At 63.2% G+C, this 22886-nt stretch carries 14 protein-coding genes; 6 read left to right on the top strand and 8 right to left on the bottom strand.

From position 1 onward, the window contains the following. Positions 1-39: 39 nt before the first annotated feature. Positions 40-1527 carry a DUF1570 domain-containing protein gene (locus GA615_RS03475; RefSeq protein ID WP_161602148.1) on the bottom strand — a complete coding sequence of 496 codons (1488 nt, stop codon included), beginning with the start codon at positions 1525-1527 and terminating at the stop codon, positions 40-42. 194 nt (positions 1528-1721) lie between these two features. Here GA615_RS03475 and GA615_RS03470 point away from each other — a divergent pair, with 194 nt between their 5' ends. Then, a complete protein-coding gene (locus tag GA615_RS03470) occupies positions 1722-2750 on the top strand; it encodes a hypothetical protein (protein ID WP_152049871.1) in 1029 nt (342 codons plus the stop codon). 3 nt (positions 2751-2753) lie between these two features. Here the strand turns inward: GA615_RS03470 and GA615_RS03465 are convergent, their stop codons facing one another. The 3 genes from GA615_RS03465 to GA615_RS03455 form a co-directional block, all read right to left on the bottom strand. Continuing rightward, positions 2754-3962, bottom strand: coding sequence for a glycosyltransferase (locus GA615_RS03465; RefSeq protein ID WP_152050094.1), 1209 nt, complete (start codon positions 3960-3962; stop codon positions 2754-2756). Between the two features lie 298 nt (positions 3963-4260). Then, positions 4261-5022, bottom strand: coding sequence for a biotin--[acetyl-CoA-carboxylase] ligase (locus GA615_RS03460; protein WP_152049870.1), 762 nt, complete (start codon positions 5020-5022; stop codon positions 4261-4263). Between the two features lie 30 nt (positions 5023-5052). After that, positions 5053-8502: a pyruvate carboxylase gene (locus tag GA615_RS03455; RefSeq protein ID WP_152049869.1), complete on the bottom strand. Its 3450-nt coding sequence runs from the start codon at positions 8500-8502 to the stop codon at positions 5053-5055. Between the two features lie 294 nt (positions 8503-8796). Here GA615_RS03455 and GA615_RS03450 point away from each other — a divergent pair, with 294 nt between their 5' ends. The 5 genes from GA615_RS03450 (at position 8797) to GA615_RS03430 (ending at position 16493) form a co-directional block, all read left to right on the top strand. Beyond that, positions 8797-11328 (top strand): PSD1 and planctomycete cytochrome C domain-containing protein, encoded by a 2532-nt coding sequence (locus GA615_RS03450; RefSeq protein ID WP_152049868.1) that lies wholly within the window; start codon positions 8797-8799, stop codon positions 11326-11328. A 50-nt stretch (positions 11329-11378) separates the two neighbouring features. Then, positions 11379-12794 carry a DUF1501 domain-containing protein gene (locus GA615_RS03445; protein WP_152049867.1) on the top strand — a complete coding sequence of 472 codons (1416 nt, stop codon included), beginning with the start codon at positions 11379-11381 and terminating at the stop codon, positions 12792-12794. A gap of 31 nt (positions 12795-12825) precedes the next feature. Beyond that, positions 12826-14478 (top strand): cyanophycinase, encoded by a 1653-nt coding sequence (locus GA615_RS03440; RefSeq protein WP_161602147.1) that lies wholly within the window; start codon positions 12826-12828, stop codon positions 14476-14478. 11 nt (positions 14479-14489) lie between these two features. Beyond that, a complete protein-coding gene (locus GA615_RS03435) occupies positions 14490-14945 on the top strand; it encodes a hypothetical protein (RefSeq protein ID WP_152049865.1) in 456 nt (151 codons plus the stop codon). 237 nt (positions 14946-15182) lie between these two features. Beyond that, positions 15183-16493 carry a hypothetical protein gene (locus tag GA615_RS03430; protein WP_152049864.1) on the top strand — a complete coding sequence of 437 codons (1311 nt, stop codon included), beginning with the start codon at positions 15183-15185 and terminating at the stop codon, positions 16491-16493. 53 nt (positions 16494-16546) lie between these two features. Here GA615_RS03430 and GA615_RS03425 read toward each other — a convergent pair whose 3' ends face one another. From GA615_RS03425 to GA615_RS03410, 4 genes are all read right to left on the bottom strand, one after another. Further along, positions 16547-17983, bottom strand: a complete 1437-nt coding sequence (locus GA615_RS03425; RefSeq protein ID WP_152049863.1) for a sigma-54-dependent transcriptional regulator — start codon at positions 17981-17983, stop codon at positions 16547-16549. A gap of 145 nt (positions 17984-18128) precedes the next feature. After that, positions 18129-19682, bottom strand: coding sequence for a trypsin-like peptidase domain-containing protein (locus tag GA615_RS03420; RefSeq protein ID WP_152049862.1), 1554 nt, complete (start codon positions 19680-19682; stop codon positions 18129-18131). A 215-nt stretch (positions 19683-19897) separates the two neighbouring features. Further along, positions 19898-21130 (bottom strand): hypothetical protein, encoded by a 1233-nt coding sequence (locus GA615_RS03415; RefSeq protein ID WP_152049861.1) that lies wholly within the window; start codon positions 21128-21130, stop codon positions 19898-19900. A gap of 125 nt (positions 21131-21255) precedes the next feature. Further along, the gene (locus tag GA615_RS03410; RefSeq protein ID WP_152049860.1) at positions 21256-22875 is read right to left on the bottom strand and encodes a tetratricopeptide repeat protein; all 1620 of its coding nucleotides are present in this window, start codon (positions 22873-22875) and stop codon (positions 21256-21258) included. Positions 22876-22886 lie beyond the last annotated feature (11 nt).

Here is a 22886-nt window from a genome sequence, read left to right as displayed (position 1 = left end):
ACACCCGACGAAGCTCTGGTTGCGGGGGGACGCTCGGTGTCAAGTCCCTGGGCTTCGATTCCTCGACCGAGGCGGTGCATTTTCCTCGATGGGTGTGCGAAGGGTCCGGAGATTCTCAATCCATTCCCGACGCAGATTTTCTGGATCCTGGCCGAAGACGGCCTGGAAGGCGGCCGCACCTTGATCACCGTTGCCGGATCGGGGATTCCGAAGCTGATCGAGCACCGCGATGAACCCCTCGGGCTGTTTCGTGCGAAGGTGGAAGACCAGGGCCCAGGCCGCGGCGTAAGGCGCGGGAGCATAGCCCTGGCCGAAGCCCTGATCGCGCACGATCGCGTCGATGGCGGGAACCGATCGTAGCCGACGCCACTGGTCGATCCGGTGGCTTGGCGCTTCGGCGAGTCCGGCCCACTGGTCTCCCCGGAACGCCTCAAACTGCATGGCAATCCCTTCGTGAAGCCAGATCGGGAACTGATCGTACTGAGGCGCCAGTCCCGAGGCGATCACCAGTTGATGAACCAGTTCGTGAACGGCTGCGGCCTGATCCGAACGCCGTTGTTCCAGGGTTTGAAGCAGGAGTTTCCGCTGCGTGTCGCGTCGCAACGCATCGAGGCGCTGCTCGGCCTCGCTCCGGTTGACTGCCCGGGAACGTTCGCCGGACAGGCTGAGACGAAACCGGGCTGAAGGGGGCACGTCGGCGAGGGATCGCTCGGCCTGATCGAGTTCGTCGAGGCGACGGCGAAGCTCGGTGGTCGATCGCTGAAATTCGGGCCGGCTTCGGCTGTCGGAGACGAACACGACGCGACGGGTCGGATGATAATAGCCTCGGGTCGTCAGAAAGGCGTCGCCCGCCTCTCGGCGCACGAAGGCCCGGTAATCGGATTCCTCGGCGAACCAGACGGCCACAAGCTTCTCGGACGGAACGCGCAACTCGAACCCGAGGGTGGTGAACGTCAGATAAAAGGTCGTCACGATGCGATCGAGTAAGGCCAGTCGCTCGGTTGCCTCGGCATCGTCGTGCTGATGGAGGAGGAGCAGTCGAGGCGTCTCGGAGACCTTGAAGTTGGAACGGAGGACCTTGCGGAGCGCGGTCAGGTTTGGGGTCTGGGCGGGTTGATTCAGGTGATCGAGGATCGAGACGAGGCGGGGCGCCGGCTCAAGTGTCGGGTCGAGTTGATGGGCCGCTCGAAGCAGGGCGACTCCTTCGAGGGTCAATCCGTGCTCGATGGCCCACCAGGCCGCCCGGAATCGGTCCGAGGCGTCGCCGGCCTCGGCCTGCCGACGACGCCCGGGCCACTCGTGCTCCGGCCAGAACCCGGGAACGATGGCTCGGAAATCCTCGGTCTGAAACGGGATTGAGCCGTCAGGGGTGATGACCTGAACGATATCACCTTCGATCTCGACGGGTAATCGAGCCTCTCCCCCCTCGGCGAAATAGAGCAAATCGGCCGATGCCGGGGCGATTGCCACAAGCAGCGCAATCGCCAGCGACATGATTCCGGCTCGGACGGCTCGACAACGGCTCATCGTGACGGGCTCCTTCGTACTTGCCGAGGCCAGAGGCGCCTGACCCTTCGGAAATCGACCACCGGCCCTTTGACAAGCGGCGGTCGCCGTGCGACCGTTGGCGAGCGGTTCGCAGCCGGTCGAGGCCCGGCTGATGACAACCGTCCGCATCTCGTTCTGGACTTCATCACCCGAGACGACCGAGGATCGCGACCATGCGACCGCTACGACTCACGGCCGGCGCCCTGGCGACGGCCGCCGGGCTGATTGCCGCCGGGCCTGTTCCGGCCGCCGCGCAGGAGGACGTCACCGTGGAGATCGTCGAGTTTCGCGGCTGGAAGAACAACGTCAAGCTCAGCAATGGCGAGGCCGAGCTGATCGTGACGCTCGACGTCGGCCCCCGTGTGATCAGTTATCGGCTGACCGACGGCGAGAACGTGTTCAAGCTTTACCAGGACCAGCTCGGCGGTTCCGGCGAGTCCGGCTGGCAGATTCGGGGGGGGCACCGCCTCTGGGTCAGCCCCGAAGATCCGGCACGGACCTACGTTCCGGATAACGGCCCGGTCCAGTACGAACAGATCGGACCGGGGCAAGTCCGCGTCATCTTGCCGCCCGACCCGACCTTCCAGTTCCAGAAGGAAATGGAGATCACGCTCGCTCCTTCGGGGACCGAGACCACGGTGATCCACCGCATTCGCAACGCCAGCCGCCAGCCGACCGAACTGGCCATCTGGGCCTTGTCGGTGATGGCGCCGGGCGGGATTGAGGTGATCCCCTTGCCGCCGAAAGCCCCGCATCCCGGCGGGGCCGAGAACGCCACGGCCGAGATGTTCGCGCCGCAACTCGGTCTGACGCTCTGGTCCTACTTCGATTTCCAGGACCCACGCTGGACCTTCGGAACCAAGGCCCTGACCCTTCGGCAAGACCCGCAGAGCGATCGAGGCCCCACGAAACTGGGGATCTCGACCCCGCTCGGCGTGGTCGGCTATCTGAACGACGGAACGCTGTTCATCAAGCGGTTTCCGTATCTTTCGGGGAGGGTTTATCCCGACCGAGGGGTCAATTACGAGACGTTTACCAACGAAGACATGCTCGAACTCGAAACCCTTGGGCCGCTCGTCCGGCTCGGACCGGGAGAGGTGGTCGAGCACGTCGAGCGCTGGGAGCTGGTTCGCGATGTCGAGGCGGGTGACGGTGCCGAGGAGACGATCGAGGCTGTCTTGCCCCTTTTGATTCGTGACTGATCGTCAGGCCGAGAGGTGAGCCGGTTCCTTCGGGAGCCGGCTCGGTTCGATTCCTGGGAAGAGTTCGGCCAGGCGAGCCGCCTCGCGGCGAACATCGTGGTTGGCGGCGACGCGGGCCGCGCCGAGGCTTCCCATCTGACGGAGTACGGCGGGGGTGGCGTCGAGGGCCGATTCCATCGCGTCGGCCAGGTCGGAGACTGATCCGGCCGGAACGAGCCAGCCCGACTCTCCGGTGCGGATCAATTCTGGAATGCCCGCGATCGTGGTCGAAATGACCGGGCGGTGCAGGGCCAGAGCTTCCATGATGACCACCGGAAGCCCTTCGGCAAAACTGGATTGCACCAGCGCCCGGCTTCCTTCCAGGGCCTCCCGGACCTGGGCGCTACTTTGCCAGCCGGCAAGGCGCACGTGATCGCGCAAGCCTCGGCGATCGATCAGATCTTCCAGGATCGGTCGGAAGGTGCCGTCGCCCACCAGGGTCAACTCGAAGGTGCGCCCTCGGCGGAGCAACTCGGCCGCGGCCTCGATCAGAACCAGCTGGCCCTTCTCGGGGGCGAGTCGGCCGATGTTGAGGAACCGAGGGGCCTCGGGAGGGTCGCTCGGGGGACGATCGAGGAAATCAACCGCCAGGCCGCATCGGACGACGTGAATCTTTTCCCAGTCGCCCGGATCAGCCCATCGCCAGAGTTGACTCCGGCCGAACGAGCTGATGGCAACGGTGAACGCGGAATGCCGCACCTTCTCGGCAAGCGAGAGGGCTCGGGGGGCGTCGAACTCCTCGGGGCCGTGGACTGTGACGCTGTAAGTCGGGCCGCCCAGTCGTCGGCAGAGCAGGGCGACCGTGGCCGAGTTGGTGCCGAAGTGCACGTGGAGGTGACTGACTCCGTCTCGATCAGCCCAGCGCCGGAGCAGACAGGCCTCGGCAAGGTAAATGAGGTGATAGGCCAGGCCACGTTCGGATCGACGGCCCAACCGCCAGGCCGCCGAGAGGGCCTGAACAAACCGCACCGGTCGAGTGAAGATCGTGGCGACGAGGGCCCCGAGCAGGCCGAAGGCCCTGGAGTCGAGCAGGCGGCGGGTTTTCTCGTACTCGGCCTGATCGTCCGGATCGACCCGAGGGAGGCCCGAATCCCGGATCGCGTAGCGGATGACCGGGATGCCTTGCGCCTCCAGTGAGCCGATCTCTCGCCGGATGAACGTCTGGCTCGGCATCGGGTACGAATTGACGAAGTAGGCCAGGCGTGGCACGAGACACTCCCTGCTGGATGCTCGAAATCGAGGAAGACGCAGTCACCAATAGACAATCGTGGAACAGGCTCCCGCAATCGGCCTTGCGGGCCCCTTGAATCGCTTCGCGGGTCGGCCCTGGGTATCGAACGACTCTACGGCGCGTGGGGCCATTTTTTGACGGACTTCTTCCGAAGATTCCGAGAATGGACTGCTTCTTGACGAGGGCTGAGGTGCGGCTCACCCCGGGAGGCGTCGACCGAGGCGTACGCATTGAGTCGGCTCAATCGCGGAGGATCCGTCCCCCATACACCACCCGATCTTCGGCATTGGTCCGGATGCGAAGGCCCCCGTCCGGTCCAATCCCTCCACCGAGCCCCTCAACGATCTCGCCACCCAGATCGATGCGTACGGGAGCCTCGCGCAGCTGGTCCCGCGAGGCCCACGACCTGGCGAGGCCAGGATCGTCCTGAGCGAGTAAGCGGAGGTTTGCATCGAGCCGTTCGAGGAGGTGATCGAACAGGGATTCCTGTTCGTCGGGCGAGATCGCTCGATCTGAGAACTCGGTGAGCGCAGCGGCCATGCGACGGACCTCGTCGGGAGCGTCGTCGAGGTTGCTCCGGACGTTCAAACCGATACCGATAATCAGTCTTGGGCCGATCGGGCCGTTGATGCGCTCGGGAAGAATGCCGGCAATTTTCCGGTGGTCGATCTCGACATCATTCGGCCAGCGGAGGGCGACGGAGCCCCGATCGACCCACGGCTCGACGGTTTCGATCACCGCCACGGCGGTTGCGAGCGAGGAAAGCGGCGTGTGCCGGTCCTCCAGGCCGAAGGCCGAGGGGTCGAGCAGGACGCTAAAGGTCAAGCTCCCCGTGTCGGACCACCAGGCGTTTGATCCTCGACCGCGACCCTGGGTCTGGCGATCGGCCTGGAAGACCAGGGGAGAGGTGGGCGGATCAATCGGATTCAGGGCGTGTTGCCTGGCGAGGTCGTTGGTGGAAGCGACCTCGCCAAGCCGGATGACGGACCAACCGGCGGGCATCGGGGGGTGATCTCCTCGGGAAGCGAACGATCAGGAGTCGGTCATCCGGATGAGAAGATCACCGGCCTGGACCTGGAGACCGACCGAGGCGAGGACCTCGGCCACCCGACCGGGACGCTCGGCGTAGAGGGTTGTCTCCATCTTCATCGCCTCGATCGAGAGCAGCTTTTGGCCCTTGCGAACCGGATCGCCCGCCGAGACCGCCACGCCCACGACCAGGCCGGGCAGGGGGGAGGCAATCTGGTTCGGATCGCCCGGGTCGGCCTTCGGAGCCGTTTTGACGGCCGAGGCGAGCGAGCGGTCGGGCACGATGATTTCGCGAGGTTGCCCGTTCAACTCGAAGAAGGCGGTGCGGGTGCCGTCGACGTGGGGCTCGCCGATTGCCACAAGCTTCACGATCAAGGTCTTGCCCTGTTCGATCTCGACCGGATGCTCCGCGCCGATCTCCGGGCCGAAGAAGAAGACGGTCGTGGGCAAGACCGAGGTGTCGGAGTAGTTTCTCAGGTGGTTTGCCAGCTCGGGGAAGACACGCGGATAGAGTAAGAGGCTCAAGGCGTCTCGAACCGTCGCCTCGTGACCGAGCAGCTCCGACGCTTTCCGCCGGGCGTCGTCGAGGTCGGCCGGAGGAAGGTCCTTGCCTGGCCTGTCGGTCATTGCCGGTCGGCCCTTGAGAATGCGCTGCTGGACGAGCGGGGGGAATCCCCCTGGGGGCTGACCAAGGCGACCTTCGACGAACTCCACCACGCTTTCCGGGAAGGCCAGCTCGCGGTTCTCGTCAACCACGTCTTCCGCGGTCAGGTTGTTGGCGACCATGAACAGGGCCATGTCGCCGACGACCTTGGACGAGGGGGTGACCTTGACGATGTCGCCGAACAAGAGGTTGACCTCGGCGTACATCGCGCAGACCTCTGGCCAGCGATCGTCGAGGCCGAGGGCCTTGGCCTGCTGGAAAAGGTTCGTGTACTGGCCACCGGGCATTTCGTAAGCGTAGACTTCGGCCGAGGGCGCTTTCTGGCCGGTTTCGAAGGGGGCGTAGAGGGCTCGGGCGGCCTCCCAGTACTGGCTCATCTCGATGAGGCGGGCGGGGTTGACCTTCGAATCCCTCGGGGTGAAGCGGAGGGATTCGACGATGGCGTTGAGGCTCGGCTGCGAGGTCAGGCCAGACATGGACGCAACCGCGCCGTCGGCGATGTCGAGCCCGACCTCAGCCCCTTTCACGACGCTTGCCGCCTGGGCGCCGCCGATGTCGTGGGTGTGGAAGTGGATCGGCAGGCCGACCTCCTCACGAAGGGCCTTGATCAACTGCTCGGCCGCATAGGGCTTGCAGAGCCCGGCCATGTCCTTGATGGCGATGAGGTTCGCACCCCGTTTTTCCAGCTCCTTCGCCATCGAGACGTAGTACTTCAGGTCGTACTTGGTGCGCTTCGGGTCGAGAATGTCGCCGGTGTAGCAGATGGCGGCCTCGCAGAGGGCACCCGACTCGCGGATGGCCTCGATCGAGACCTCCATGTTCGGCACCCAGTTCAGCGAGTCGAACACGCGGAACAGGTCGATCCCGGCGTCGGCCGCTTCCTTGACGAAGGCCCGAACGACATTATCCGGATAGCTCGTGTAGCCGACGGCATTCGAACCGCGCAGGAGCATCTGGAAGAGGATGTTCGGAATCGCCTCGCGAAGCTGGACGAGGCGTTCCCAGGGGTCTTCCTTGAGGAATCGCATCGAAGTGTCGAAGGTCGCTCCGCCCCACATTTCGATCGAGAACAGCTCGGGGCAATTGCGGGCGTAGGCGGCGGCCACCCGGAGCATCTCTCGGGTCCGCATTCGGGTGGCGAGCAACGACTGATGGGCGTCTCGGAAGGTCGTGTCGGTGAGCAGCAGGTGAGGCTGTTCTCGAACCCAGGCGGCGAACTTCTCGGCGCCAAGGGCTTTGAAGCGCTGGCGAGAGCCATCGGGGGGCGTGGCGGTGTGATCATACGCCGGGGGATCCGGCTCGGGATCGGGAGTGTAGCCACTCGGCCGGGTCACGCCGGGGAAGCCGTTGACGGCGACATCGGCCTCGAAACTGAGCAATCGGCTGGCGCGGTCGAGCCGCTTGGGGAAGATAAAAAGATCCGGGGTCTGATCGATAAACCTTGTCGTGCAACGACCGGCGGCGAAGTCGGGGTGGTCGATGACGTTGAGCAGGAACGGGATGTTGGTTTTCACCCCTCGAATGCGGAACTCGTCGAGCGCCCGCTTCATCCGATTCACGGCGTCGATGAACCGCCTGCCCTGAGCGCTGACCTTCACGAGCATCGAGTCGTAAAAGGGCGTGACGATCGCTCCGGTGATGGCCGTGCCGCTGTCGAGCCGCAGACCCATGCCGCCGGGAGATCGGTAGGAGGTGATTCGCCCGTAGTCGGGTGTGAAGTTGTTCTCCGGGTCCTCGGTGGTGATCCGGCACTGGAAGGCGTGGCCGTGAACCTCGACGGCATCCTGGCTGGGGAGCCCGATTTCCGGATCGGAGAGGGGAGTGTTCCCGGCGATGAGAATCTGGCTCTTGATCAGATCGACGCCGGTGATCATCTCCGTCACCGTGTGCTCGACCTGAATCCGAGGATTGACCTCGATGAACGAGAAGGAGTTGGCGTCGGTATCAACGAGGAACTCGACCGTCCCGGCGTTGTCGTACCCGCAGTGGCGACCGAGCTTGATAGCCGCGTCGCAGATGGCCTCGCGGAGCTTCGGGTCAAGGCTGGCGGCCGGGGCGATCTCAATAATCTTCTGGTGCCGCCGTTGCACCGAGCAATCACGCTCGTACAAATGCACGAGGTTCCCGTGCTGATCGCCGAGGAGCTGAACCTCGATGTGCTTCGCGTGCCGAATGAACTTTTCGAGGAACACGTCGGGACAATCGAAGGCCGTTTGCGCCTCGCGCCGGGCCTGATCGAGGGCGTTGTCGAGTTCGTCGGCCGACTCGACGACACGCATCCCACGACCACCGCCTCCCATCGCGGCCTTGACGATGACGGGGTATCCCATCGCCTCGGCCTTGGCGTGGGCCTCCGGGCCGGGCAAAACCGGCTCTTTCGTGCCGCCGAGGATGGGGACGCCGGCTTCTTCGGCCAGCTTCCGCGCCGCGACCTTGTCGCCGAGCATGTCGAGCAGCTCGGGCCTCGGCCCGACCCAGACGATCCCGGCTTCCTGGCAGGCCCGGGCGAAGGTGGCATTCTCGCTCAAGAAGCCGTAGCCGGGATGAATGGCGTCGACCTCTTTCTCGACGGCCAAGGCGATGATGTTCTCGATTCCGAGATAACTGCGGATCGGCTCGCCCGGCTTCCCAACATGGTACGCCTCATCGGCCTTGAGCCGATGCATGGCGAAGCGGTCCTCGTGCGAGTAAATCGCAACAGTCCGGATTCCCAGCTCGTGCGCCGAGCGGAAGATCCGGATGGCGATTTCGCCTCGGTTGGCGACCAGGAGTTTGCGGAAGGCAGGCATCGAACGATCTCGGGCGGTTTCAGTTCTGTCAGAAAGAATCGCGGATGGCATTATCCTAACGCATCGCCTCACACGGGGCGAGATGACGCTCTTTTCGAGTTCTCGGGAGAAAGACTTCGAGGAAGACCGGTGCCTCCACTCAGCAGACGAAATCGCTCACCGACGAAAATCAACGGTTTTCGACTCCAGAATTGCGACATCCGGGGGCGTACGTTAGCGTGAAGAAGAACCGTCGTTCGCCGATCGACCTGCCTCACACTGAGGTTCCTGTGACTCTGATCCGGATGAACCACGATGGTACAGCGTCGGCTTCTTCTGTTCTGCTGCATCGTTGCTTCGATTCCCTCACGTGCCGAGGAGCCGATTGACTTCGATCGGACCATCCGTCCGATTTTCGAGGCTCACTGTCTCGGCTGTCACGGTTCGGAGGACCGAAAGGGGGGGCTGCTCCTGACCTCCCGACGCGAGGCATTGCTGCCGACAGACTCGGGAGAGCCGGCTCTGGTGCCGGGTGATCCCGATGCGAGCGAGTTGTGGTTCCGGGTTGAATCGCACGACGAACTCGATCGAATGCCTCCCTCGGGGAATCGTCTGGCCCCCGCGCAGATCGAGGCGATTCGAGCCTGGATTGCGCAGGGGGCCGACTGGCCTGGGGACGACGAACCCGCATCGAATCACTGGGCGTACCTCCCTCCGGTTCGCCCGGACTTGCCCGACATTGGGGATCAGGAGTGGTGTCGAAACCCGATTGATCGGTTCATTCGAGCCCGACTGAATAAGGTTGGGATTGAACCATCTCCCGAGGCCGATCGAGCAACCCTCATCCGCCGCCTCTCGCTCGACATTACCGGCTTGCCGCCGACTCCCGAGGAGGTGGATGCCTTTCTCCAGGACGAACGACCCGACGCCTACGATCGGATCGTCGATCGCCTGCTCGCCTCCCCTCGATACGGCGAGCGGTGGGCGACCCCCTGGCTCGACCTGGCTCGATTTGCCGATTCGAACGGATTTCAACGCGATGGGTTTCGGGATGTCTGGCCCTACCGTGACTGGGTCGTCCAGGCGCTGAATGCCGATATGCCGTTCGACCAGTTCACCGTCGAGCAACTCGCCGGCGATCTCTTTCCCGACGCATCGATCGACCAGCGCATCGCGACCGGCTTCAACCGGGGCAATCCGGTCAACGTCGAGGCGGGCGTGGATCAGGAGGAAAACCGCGTCAACGGTGTTGTTGATCGGGTCAATGCCATGGCGACCGTCTGGCTCGGGTCGACCATCGCCTGCGCTCAGTGTCATAATCACAAATACGATCCAATCACCCAGCGCGAATACTATCAACTCTTCGCCTACTTCAACAATACGCCGATCGAAACCATCTTCCGGACCGAGGGGAACACGTCGGAACTCGATTTCACGGGTCCGGCGATGGAAATTCCCTCCTCCGCCGAAGTCGTGGCCCGGCGCGAGGAATTGGCCAATCGTCGCGGCCCCCTCGTTGAACATCTCAACACGCTGACCGATCAGGTCTGGAATGGCCGGTTCGAGTGGGAGGAGCAGCTTCGCCTCGATCCGGAACGGCTTGCCCGTCTTCCCGCACCGATTCAGAAGGTGCTAGCCATTGCTGACGAGGATCGGAGCAAGGCCCAGCAACAAACGCTCAAGAACCACCTGGTTGCCGATCATCCCGAGCTGGCGACGGCTCGACAACGCCTGGCCGAACTGGACGAACAGCTCGAAGCCCTGGCGCCGGCCCGCTCGCTCGTCATGATTGAACTGGATGAGCCCCGGCCGACGTTCCTCATGAAGAGGGGGAATTTTCTCGACCCGGGCCCACAGGTTCAGCCGGGCGTTCCCGAGATACTTCATCCGTTGCCAGCAGAGGCGCCGAGGAATCGCCTCGGATTGGCTCAATGGCTCGTGGATCCCGCAAATCCGCTCATCGGTCGGGTGGCAGTCAACCGGGCCTGGCTCGCCTTCTTCGGTCGCGGACTGGTGACGACGCCAGAGGACTTCGGGACGCAAGGGGCCCGGCCCTCGCACCCCGATCTTCTCGACTGGCTGGCGGTCGAGTTCGTCGAATCGGGCTGGTCAACCAAGCATCTGCATCGCCTGATCGTGACCTCGCGTACGTATCGGCAATCCTCCGCGGTCTCAAGCGAACTGCTCGAGCGTGACCCGGACAACGCGTTATTTGCCCGAGGGGCTCGATTCCGACTCGATGCTGAGACGATCCGAGACAATGCCTTGTTTGCCGCCGGTTTGCTTTCGGAAACGATGGGGGGACCGCCGGTCTTCCCTCCTCAGCCGGAGAACATCTGGCGCGTGACCGGCCTGGTGGATAATACCTATCGGACCAGCACCGGCCCCGACCGTCATCGTCGAGGTTTGTATACCATCTGGCGACGAAGCGCTCCCTATCCGAGCTTCGTTGCCTTCGATTCTTCCGATCGCTCGCAATGTCTTGTCCAACGCTCGCGAACCAATACGCCGCTCCAGGCGTTGACCCTGCTCAATGATCCGGCCTACGTCGAAATTGCACGCGCCCTGGCCCGCCGGCTCCTGACGGAACACCCCGAGGACAGTTTCGACGACCGCCTGATCCATGCCTTTCGCCTCTGCCTGGTCCGCTCGCCGACCTCGTCGGAGATTGAATCGTTGACCAATGTTTGGAACACCCTGCACGATCGTTATTCCGACGATCCCCGAGCAGCGAAGGCCCTGCTGAGCGATCCCACCGATCCGACGATCGATCCGGCTGCCTGGGCGGCCTGGCTCGGCGTGGCGAATGTGCTCTTGAATCTCGACGAGACGATTACCAGGGAATGACGCTTCCCGAGCGAGCTGATCGGACCCCCTCAGCCTTGGAACCCGTTCCCATGAACTCGATCGATCACCTACGCATCGGATTGACCCGTCGCGAACTGTTTCGACGATCAGGGATGGGCCTGGGAGCCATCGCGCTGTCGGCCATGCTCGACCGAGATCGAGGCGTGATGGCCGCGGACGTGCGAGGCCCCCGACCGACGCATCATGTTCCTCGGGCAAAGAACGTGATTTTCCTGCATATGGTGGGGGCACCTTCGCATCTTGATCTATTCGAGTACAAGCCGGAACTGGTCGCGTACGACGGTCAACTCTGTCCGGAATCACTGCTCGAAGGCCAGCGCTTCGCCTTTCTCCGGGGGCATCCGAAACTGCTCGGAACTCGGTTTCGCTTTGATCGTCACGGCGAGTCGGGCCTTGAGCTTTCCGAGTTGCTTCCTCACCTGGCGGGCGTGGCCGACGACCTGGCGGTGATCAAGACCCTCAAGACCGAGGAATTCAATCACGGCCCCGCGCAATTGTTTCTTCAAACCGGATTCGGTCAGCTGGGCCGCCCGAGCCTTGGCTCGTGGGTCAGCTATGGACTGGGGAGCGAGGCCGACGACCTGCCCAGCTTCGTTGTCATGCTGACCGGCAAGCTCGCGGGCGGGGGGAGCAATCTCTGGGGCAGCGGCTTCTTGCCAACCGTGCATCAAGGGGTCGAGTTCCGAGACGGAGGCGATCCGGTCCTGTTCCTCTCAAACCCTCCTGGGATGTCATCGACCGATCGCCGAACCATCCTCGACGGGATCCGCGAGTTGAACACCGAACGGCTTCACACGGTCGGCGACCCCGAGATCACCACGCGCATTGCCCAGTACGAGATGGCGTACCGGATGCAATCTTCGGTGCCGGAACTCGTCGATCTGGCGTCCGAGCCGCCTCACATTCATCGACTTTACGGGACCAAGCCTGGCCGCGCGAGCTTTGCGAATCATTGCCTGCTCGCCCGTAGGCTGGTCGAGCGCGGCGTCCGGTTCGTGCAACTGTTCAATGCCGACTGGGATCACCATGGCAACATCTTCAACGGGTTGCCCAACAAGGCCAGGGAGATCGACCAGCCTTGCGCGGCGTTGATCCAGGACTTAAAGCAGCGCGGGCTCCTCGATGACACCCTCGTCATCTTTACCGGAGAATTCGGCCGGACCCCCATGCTCCAGGGGGATCGTGGCACCGCCGGCCGCGATCACCACAAGGAGGCCTTCTGCGCCTGGATGGCTGGTGGCGGGGTTCGGGGAGGCACTACCTACGGCCGAACCGACGATCTCGGCTATCATGCCGTCGAGGACCCGATGCACGTCAACGACTTTCACGCCACGATTCTCCACCTCCTCGGCCTCGATCATACCCGCGTGACCTTTACCTCGCAGGGTCGAAACTTCCGCCTGACCGATGTGGGAGGAACGGTGGCCACCAAGCTGCTGGCCTGACCCTTAATCACAGAGTGCGATGGAACCCAACGTGTCACGATCATTCCTCACCTGCTGTGCAACCATCGTTCTGGGGATCTCGGTCGCGCTCACGAGCCCGATCGAGGCACGTGAAGGAGCGACGCTGCCCCGGATCGATCCGGAGGGCATTGCCGGCGCTCTTGTAATCGTCGGGGGCGGTCGCATTCCGGGGGAGGCGATCGACGCCTTCCGGGCCCTTGCCGGAGCCGAGGCCCGGCTCGTTGTCATTCCCACGGCCAGCGCCTCGGCCAATGAGGAACCGGACGACGAGGCGGTCACCCTTTGGAATCAACGTGGTTTCAATCATGTCTCCGTTCTCCATACGCGTGATCGAGACCAGGCGAATGATCCCGCATTGGTGGCGCCACTGAAGGTGGCTACCGCGGTCTGGTTCAGCGGTGGCGATCAGTCGCGCCTGGCGAGCGCCTATCTCGGCACCGCTGTCGAAAAGGAGGTCGTTGCAGTTCTGGAACGAGGGGGAGTGATCGGCGGAACCTCGGCAGGGGCGGCGATCATGACCCAGGTGATGATCACCGGCGGCAACCCCAAGGCAGAACGAGGAGAAGGGTTCAACTTGCTTCCCGATGCGATCATCGATCAGCACCTTCTCGCCCGGAATCGCAAACCGAGGTTGCAAGGGGTCGTCAACGAACACCCGGATCGGTTCGGGATTGGGATTGATGAGCAGACCGCACTGATCGTGGCCGGGCGTCGAATGGCGGTGGTTGGGCAATCGAGTGTCACGATCGTGATGCCCTCCTCAAACTCCCGGCCCGCCTCCGAGCAGATTCTCAAGGGCGGAGACGTGGCCGATCTGACGGCTTTGCGCCGCTCCGTCCGCGATCGCGTCACCGGCGACTTTCCACCAGCGCTCATGGCCCCCCCTCAGGTCGAGGCCGGGGCGCTCGTGATCGTCGGGGGCGGAGCCCTACCGGACGAGGTCCTCGATCGATTCGTGGACCTGGCAGGCGGCTCGGAAGCTCGAATCGTGGTGGTTCCGACCGCTTCCGAAGGCAGGATTCCCCCCATTCCTCGGTTCGTGCCCGGCGTGAAGATGTTCGAGGAGCGGGGAGTGCGGTCGGTTGGAGTCCTTTATGGGCGACAGCCCGAGGAAATCGAAACGCCCGAGCAACTGGCCATGCTTCGAGAAGCCACGGGCATCTGGTTCGGTGGGGGGCGGCAATGGCGTTTTGTGGATTGCTACGAGGGAACCTCAATTGTTCCCTTGTTCCATGAGGTGTTGCGTCGAGGCGGGGTGATCGGCGGTAGCTCGGCAGGAGCAACGATCCAGGGAGAGTATCTTGTTCGAGGCAATCCGCTGGGCAACTGGGACATGATGGCCGAAGGCTACGAGCGAGGCTTCGCGTTTCTCCCCGGCGTGGCGATTGACCAGCACTTCAGCCAGCGCAATCGATTCCCGGATCTTGCGGAGGTTGTGAATCGCTTTCCCCAGATCCTGGGGCTTGGAATTGATGAGGGAACGGCGTTCATCGTTGAGGGAAAGACCGGAGAGGTGGTCGGTCGAGGGGCGGTCCACGTCCTTTCCCGAAGTGAGCGCGCGGACGATGATTCGCCCCGCACCGAAATCCTCGACGCTGGCAGCCGATTCGATCTGGTCGATCGTGTTCGAGTCGAGCCGGTCCTCGCGGACGAACGGCAATGAGGACGCCAAGGGTGAGGGCAGCCCCAGAGTCCGACCTCCTGAGCCGACTCATCCGCAATCGCCCCGAAACGCTCGCTCGGATCGCGATCATCTCGTGGTTCGTCACGGGAATTGTGGCCGCAGCATTCGTCAGGACCCGTGCATGGGCGATGTTCTGGCCGCTGATGATCCTTCCGATCGGGCTGACGATGGTCGCCTCGATGGCCTTGGTTCAGCGCGATCCGGAACGGGCGGGAATGGACGCGTTTCGGTTGGGAATGCTGGCGATGATCCCTTCCGCCCTTCTGGTCGGATGCGCGGTCCTGCGACGGTTTGAACAACCAATGACCGGTCACGTTGCGACCGCTTGCATGGCCGGCGCGGCAGTCGGCTCGGTGCTCGGTGCGCTCTGCGGGCCGATTGTGGGGTGGCTCGTGCGGGGGATTTTCCGTTCGGTCTGGGGATTGATCCCACGCAGCTCGCGCTGAAGAAGTTCGCGACGGAAACAGCCGTCAATACGACCCGCCTGCGTTTTCGGCCCGATCCGATTCGTCGAGTCCTTGGATCAGCTGGAGTGGCTCGATCCCTCACCTCGATCGCGGACCCTGGCCACCACGTGCGGAAGCCGATATGATTCGGACTGACCAGGAGCCGGCCGACGCGATCTGGGACGCGGTCTTGGATCGGCTCCTTCTGAAGCCGATGCTCGCGATCAGGAGGCGACGATGACGACCCCAATCGGGCCAGTGGCGTTCTCCTTGGTGATTCTCGGGACCCTGACATCGTTTGGAGTGGCCCAGGAGGTGAGCGCGGCGCTCCGCGACCGGGTGGCGCAGCTCGTCGAGCAACTGGGAGAGGAAGGAACCGAGACGCGCGACAATGCCGAACAGGCGTTGACGAAGCTTGGCGCTCGCATTCTGCCGTTGCTGCCCGATCCCGCCGAGGTTGACGAAGCAGACCTTCGGGACCGTCTCGCGCGCATTCGCTCGGCCCTGGAGGTCGCGAGCACCGAGAACGTCTCCGAGGCCTCTCGAATCACGATCCAGGGGGATGGAATTCGATTGTCTGAGGTCCTTCGGGAGTTGCAACGTCAGTCGGGAAACCGCATCTCCGACCTCCGGGAACTGTACGGTCAGGATGCAACCAACCCCGCCTTGGACCTGCAAATCAACGACCTTCCCTTTCTGGAGGCGTTTGATCTGATCGCCGAAAAGGCCGGGCTTGAACCGGTCTTCTACACCGGAGACGGAACCATCGGCCTGCTCACGCAAGGGGCAATGGAGTACGGAGAGGGAGAGGGAACTGGGTCGGCTCCGACGATCTACACCGGCCCTTTTCGAGTGTCGCTCAATCAGATCGCCGCACAACACGACCTGACGACCGGAGCCCGATCGACCAACGCCCAGGTGATGGTCGTCTGGGAGCCGCGCTTGCGTCCCATGTTGATGAACCTTGATGTGTCGAATGTCGAAATCGTTGATGATCGTGGTCAGGAGGTCATGCCCAGTGTTTCCGAGGAGGCTGGGACGGTGGTCCTTCGGCCTGAAAATCCCACTGCGGAATTGAATCTGAACATGGCCTCGCCCGATCGCAAGGCCCAGCAAATCGACCGTCTGAAGGTTCGGGCGACCTTGACCGTCCCGTCGGGCAACGAGGTCTTTCGGCTCGACCTGGGAACCCCGACCCCTTCTCAGGAACAAGGAGACGTGACCGTTTCCGTGGGACGGGTTGAGGTCGACGGGTTCGTCTGGAAGGTCGATGTTCGCGTCACGTACGAGGGGCAATCCGAGGCGTTTGAGACGTACCGTCAGGGCTTGTTCAACAATCGCCTCTGGCTTCAACGGCCCGATGGTTCGCGTTTTGAACAGAACGGCGGGTTCAATCAGATCGGTGCATCTGCCAATTCGATGGCGTTTCAATACCTGTTCGTGGATGCGCCGGGCAAGCCTTCGGATTATCAGCTTGTTTATGAAACCCCGGGAGCCGTGCTGGAACTCCCGTTGGAGTTTGAATTTACCGACGTGCCGTTGCCCTGATCGTTCGCAGGTGGAATGGAGTCGCCTTCGATCCGAGGATCTCGAAACTCGGATCAGTCATCCAGGATCGCAGCCGACGATCCTTCCTTGAATTGCGTCCGATCAAGCCCGTACTTGGCGAGCTTCTGGGTCACGCAACGCCGAGAAAGTCCGCTGTGGCGGGCGCATCGGGCGACGTTTCCCTTGTAGAGGGCCAGAAGTTCGGCAAAATAATCGCGCTCAACGCGAGAGATGATCGTCTCGGTCAACTCGGGCAACGGCCGGTCGAGATCAAGGAGCGTCTCGGCCGACGGGTGGAGCGTTGAGTGACGATCGGCCCGGGGGACGATCGACGGCGGAAGATTCGAGCGGTGGATCATGGTCCCGTCGGCCAGGGCCACGGCGGCCTTGATGGCATTTTCCAGTTCTCGAATGTTGCCCGGCCAGTCGTAGGTGTAAAGCGCGTGCATGGCCTCGGGGTCGATTTCCGTGACCGGAGGAGTGCTCCTCGCGGCCAGCTTGTTGAGAAAATGCATGGCCAGGAGCGGGATGTCCTCGCGACGATCGCGGAGCGGCGGCAGGTCGATCGGGACGACGCGAAGCCGGTAGTAGAGGTCGGAACGAAAGACCCCCTGACGGACCAGTTCGTCCAGTCGCTTGTTGCTCGCGGCGACGATCCGGACATCAACCTTCAGCGTTTCGGTTCCGCCGACGCGTTCGAAGTTACCGGTTTGAAGCACCCGGAGCAGCTTCGCTTGCATGGCAGGGCTCACGTCCCCGATCTCGTCGAGGAACAGCGTGCCTCCGTCGGCGGCTTCGAACCGCCCGATCCGCCGTCGATCGGCTCCGGTGAAGGCCCCTCGTTCGTGGCCGAACAGCTCGCTTTCGAGCAGTGAGTCACTCAGGGCCGCGCAGTTGACGGGAACCCATCGTTGGTCGCGTCGACCACTGGCGGCGTGGATAGCCTGGGCAACCAGTTCCTTTCCCGTCCCCGTTTCGCCGTGGATCAGGACCGTCGAGCCGAGGGGGCCGACCTGCTCGATGAGGTCAAACACCTGGCGCATGCGGTCGTTCTTCGAGACCATGTTCAGGAAGCTGTAGTCCTCACGCATTTGCTGGCGGAGGTGTTCCAGCTCATCCCGCAACTGGCGTCGTTCCAGGGTTCGGTTGACGAGAAGACGAAGCCGATCGGGTTCGAACGGCTTGGTCACAAAATCGTCGGCCCCGGCTTTCATCGCTGTCAGGGCGATCTGAGGGTCACCGTAGGCCGTCACCACGATGACCCCGAACGGCAGTCGTTCGGAACGGACCCGAGAAAGTAGGTCCATTCCTCCCGTCTCGGGCATGTAGAGGTCGGTGATCAGCAGGTGGATCGGGCGTGATCGAGCGATCTCGAGCGCCTCGGCGGCTCCTGGAACGGCCTCGACTTCGTGACCGTCCATCGTCAGTAAGAGGCTGAGGTACTCTCGGGTAGATTCCTCGTCATCAACGACCAGGATACGGCTTTTCATGCGGGGGCACTCCTTGCCGGGTGGACCGATTGGGATTCGGCCGTTCCCGAGTCCGATCGTCTGGTTGAGCAACGAGCCAAGGGAGTTGACAACGACAAGGCCGAAAGACGGCTCGCCGGGAATCTCCGGGATTCAAAAAAAAGGGTCAATTCAGCGTTCCGTCACTCCCGGAAGGAGAAGGATCTGGCGAGCGGTCTGGCACGGAGCCGAGATTGCGAAGAATCACCCGGAATTCCGATCGCCCGCGATGCTGGATGCGGAGGATCAGATCCCGGTCGACCGGGACAAGGGCCACCGCTTTTCGAAAATCGGCCAGGGATCGAATGCGGTGATCGAGGACGTCTGTCACGACCATTCCCGGCTCCAGTCCCCCGAGATCCGCGGGGCCTCCGGGGGTGATTCCCACGATCACCATTCCCGAGACTTCCGGTTCCAACCCAAAGCGTTGGGTCAGAGCTGAGGAAGGCTCCTCGAGACGGAGGCCGAGGCTGGGAAACCGGGTCGGATCACGCGAGGTGGCCGGTTCCGGGAGTCGAAGGCGAGGTGTCGGATCATCGATACGAGGCGGATTCGGCTCGACCGGAGCCGGGACGCTCCCCATTGGGCCTGAGCCTCGATCAAGGGCTGTGAGTACCGGTTCCGGCTGGACGTTCAACGTCATGCGTTGCTCGTCTCGGAGGACTCCGAGAACCAACGGTTGATCGTCCGAGGCGAATTCGACGCTTGCAATGAGATCGGCAGGGGATCCAATGGGCTGTTCATCCACAGAGAGGATCAGGTCGCCAGCAAGCAATCCGGCCCGGTCTGCGGGGCCATCAACCACCACTGTGTCGATCCGAACCGCGCCGGTGGGTTCCAGCATTGCGGCCTGCTCCTGATCGATCCCGGCGACCCGCACCCCGATCGCCATGCGGCGAACCTGGCCTCGGTCGGTCAGGTCCGATGCAATTCGTCGGGCCCGATCACTCGGAACCGCGAACCCGATCCGGTCGAAACGATCCGAGACGCCGGGAACGACCAGCGTGATTCCCACCAGTCGGCCCTGTCCATCAACGAGGGCGCCGCCTGCGCTTCCTGGAGCGATCAGAGCGTCGGTCTGGATCAGATCACGGTGGACGCTCGAACCGGACGAGCGTCGCAGACCGCTGACGACCCCGAGGCTGACCGTGCCAGAAAATCCCCATGCCTGGCCGACGCTCAGAACCAGGTCGCCCGGCTCCAGCGTCTCGGAAGATCCCCACTCCAGGGCGAGCAGATCCAGACCCGTCGGATCAATCTCGATCAGGGCCAGATCGCTGGCCGGATCTTGCCGCAGGTCAACAACCGGCCGCGAGCGGCCATCGGGCAAGGTCACCCGAAGGGTCTGCCCCGGGCGAGTGCTCGCTTCCTCGACGACCGAATTGGCCGTGAGGATCAGACCACGACCCGCGTCGATGACCACACCCGATCCTCCCGAAACGGTAGGCATCGAGCGTTCCAGGCTGAGCTGGCTGACAGGATGGTGTCCACCCACGACCACAACACCTGGCAAGACCCGAGCGGCTGCGTGTCGGAACTCGGATGCAATGGATGCCAGGTCCGGTGCATCCTGTCCTGGCATGCTCGGAGTGATGAGCAGGACGATCAGACCCACGGAGACCGTTCGGGCGATCCCTGAGCTACCGATCCGGTCGCGTCGGGGGTCGTCGGCTCGTCGCATCGTTGGGAATCCTTCCGACTCAGGGTCGATCGTCCTGGTCGATCGCGACTCAGCCCGATCCTCGGGCAAGGGCGAGACACCAGAGGTGAGAACCGGCAAGGCTCACATCTGGTTCGAATTCTCACTATAGCGGAGCCTTCCGGCTGATCCAAGAGTCTGCCCGAGCGACCGGAGAGAGGCTGCCGGTCAGAACCTTCCGTGTCGGGGGTGGAGCCTCAGCGAGGCTCCGAGGGTTCCGGGGTCGAGCCTTCGGGAGGAGTGCCCGAGGTCAAGGGTTCTTCCGGATCCTCCACAATCATTACCTTGGGAACCACGTAGGGTAAGACCTCCGTTCGTCGCCCCCCTTCGAGGATGACCTCCACGGGCATCGGGTTGCTTGGATTGATGGCGAAGGTCTGCACCCGCTCCTCGGCCCCTCCTTCGTGAGTGATGATCTCAAGCGTGGCCGCGGTGATGGGCTCATCAGGGTCACTGACGATTGTTTCGACCCGGAAGCGGTAGGTGCCGTCGAAGCCTCGGGGACAGACGTAAATCTCCTCGGCGTCGGACCCTCGGCCGTTCTTGATCAAGGCGCCACCGAAGACGGTTCGAGGGGTCGAGAGGCGGGCCGTGGCTCCCAGGGGTTCATCGACGAGCAGATCCAGATCACCGAAGCCGTTCCAGCTCAGTCGAGCGTAAAGATCACGAGGTTCAGCAGCTTCGAGACGAGCGATGAGCATGTCGGCGTCCGAGGTTCGACCAGCCTCCCGGAGCCGCCTGGCCAGCGCGATGGCCCGGAGTCGGCATTCGTTGCGCCAGGCGTCATCGACGCCGGGCCAGCCGAGTTCCATCAAGCCCTCGACCGCTCGGGCCATGCGGTCGGCATCGAGTTGCCGCTCGGCCAGATCAAGCGACTTGATCCACGGATCGGCTCGGCCTGGCAAGCGTTCGGCGGCGTGGTCAAGCAGTTCCGCGACCCGGATCGTCCGGCTTCGGCCGTTTCCGAGCGGCACCTCGATCTCGAACACGTCTCGGGCGGCCATCAGATCCACAATCGTCAGAAGGCTCTCCGGGGTTCCCTCTTCCCCGGGACGATCGGCCACCATTGCCGCATAGCCAAGCGCCTGCTGGACGAAGGCGGGGTCCGCCTGGTTGTAGTCGAAGATGACCGCGAGCATTTGATACATCCAGGCTTCCTTCGGCACATCCGGCCGATCCAGGTAGCCCCTCAAGGCGGCTTCGACCTCCGCCATCTGCCCTTTGCTCTTGAGACGAACGACCGTCTCAAGCAGGTCCCTTGCCGATGTCTCCCGGTTCTTGAAATGGGCGGCCCAGGTCGCCAGCTCCTGGTCGGTCGGCTGGCGGCGGATCAGCGGAGCCTCCTCCTCGGCAGCCTTCTCGGATCGTGACGAGACTTTCGGACCCTCGGCCCCCGATCGGCGTCCCGGAGAGTCCCGTTCCTGGACCATCGCAACACGAAGCAGGCCGAGTCCGCCTCGGTCTTGACGACCATAGGCGGCTCGGCCTGCTTGAAGATCCTGAAACTGGGCGGTCTGGGTCGGATTAGAATCGTCCGACCCAGACTTCAGCGGGTTCAGTTGCTTTTTTTTTCCTGGGGAGCAAGTGCATCTCCGGTCGACTCGGGAGCGACGGGAATGGACATCATGCCACCTCCCATCATGCCGCCCATGCCGCCGCCCATGCCGCCCATGCCGCCGCCCATACCGCCCATGCCCATGCCACCCATGCCGCCGCCCATACCGCCCATGCCCATGCCGCCCATGCCGCCGCCCATACCCATGCCGCCGCCACCGCCGCCCATCATCAGGGACATGGGGATGATCGCCAGGTCGGCCACGGGGTAGACGCGGATGAGGGTGCCACGACGTTCGGAGCCCTTCGCGGTAATCTCCAGGAGGTCGTCGTAGACGGTGTAGGAGAGGTCAAGCTGGTCGAGCATGAGCCGCAGGGTCGTCTTGAGCGGAATGCCGTCCAGGTTCATCTTGATCGGGGACTGGAGGCTTTGCTCAGCTTCCTGAAGGCCGATCTCGTCAACATAGATCGGAATGCCGTTGATCAGCTTCTCGTCGGCGGTCGCCTGGCGAATGTATTCCAGGGCGTCCGACAGCGGGGTATCGGTATCAAACGGCATCGAAATCGGTTGTTCGAGCCGACGCTGAATTTCCAGCGTCAGTTCCGAACGCTCGGCCAGGTCCGCGACCTCGTATCGGGCGATTCGCTTTTCCGAGATTTCGCGGAAGACATCGGCAGGCGGATACTCGATGGTGATCAGGTCGGGGAAGGGAACCGAGGCCCGGTCGACGTCGAGCATGGTCGCCATGTAGCGGAATTCCTTCAATTCCTCGTAGGCACGAGTTTGTGAAAGGAATCCGAGAGAGGTCGAGACGAACATCCCGGCCCTCGGCGCCGTCTCGCGAGGCAGCAGGGCGTTTGCCGACTGTGCCAGCAGACGAGCATCGAAGAACGGCTGAGAGTTCTCGACAATGTTTCCGGTTCCCCGGTTGTCGAGGACGGCAAAGACGCCCTCGTTCATCAGGGTGTTGAACTGGATCATCAGTTCCCGGACGGTCGCCTGAGTCCGAAGGAGAGCCGAGACGGCATCCATCTCTCGCTGAGCGGCGGATTCCAGGCGGATCAGCTCCGCTTGCCGCTGAGCGAGTTCTTCGGAACGTCGGATCGTTTGAAGCAACTCGATCCGGAGTTCACGACCTAACTGGTCGACGACCGAATCCGGAACCTGATCGGCGGTTTCCAGGGCGGTCAGGGCCAGACGGAGGGTGGTTTCCGCGGCCTCCGGCTGGTTCTGGCGGAGCAGGGCTCGGGCTCGGTTGATCCGACCTCGGATATCGGCATTGAGCTGATCGACCAGGACTTGCTGAAGTCCCTGGGCTCGTTCAATGCTGGCTCCGGCTTCGTCACCCAGTTGCGGAGCGACCGCATCCTGGAGACGAAGGGCCACAAGCTTGACGCCCTCATTGGCCTGGGTGCTGGTCGGGTCCAGTTCCAGGGCCTTACGGAAAAAGCGGTCGGCCTGGTCGAGCTGGCCCTGGGCTTCGGCCTGATGACCCAGATCGATCAATTGACGGGAGAGGCCCTCGGGCGAGGTTCCACCCAGAGCCATCGAACCAGTCAGCAGGCAGCCGAGCAGGGTCGCGGGCCCGGCCCCTTTCCACGATCGCGCGGTTCGGGACATGAGTCTAAAAT

The organism is Tautonia marina (genome assembly GCF_009177065.1).
Lineage (GTDB): Bacteria > Planctomycetota > Planctomycetia > Isosphaerales > Isosphaeraceae > Tautonia > Tautonia marina.
Note: the sequence above shows the minus strand (reverse complement) of the source record. Positions and strands in the feature narration are given on the sequence as shown.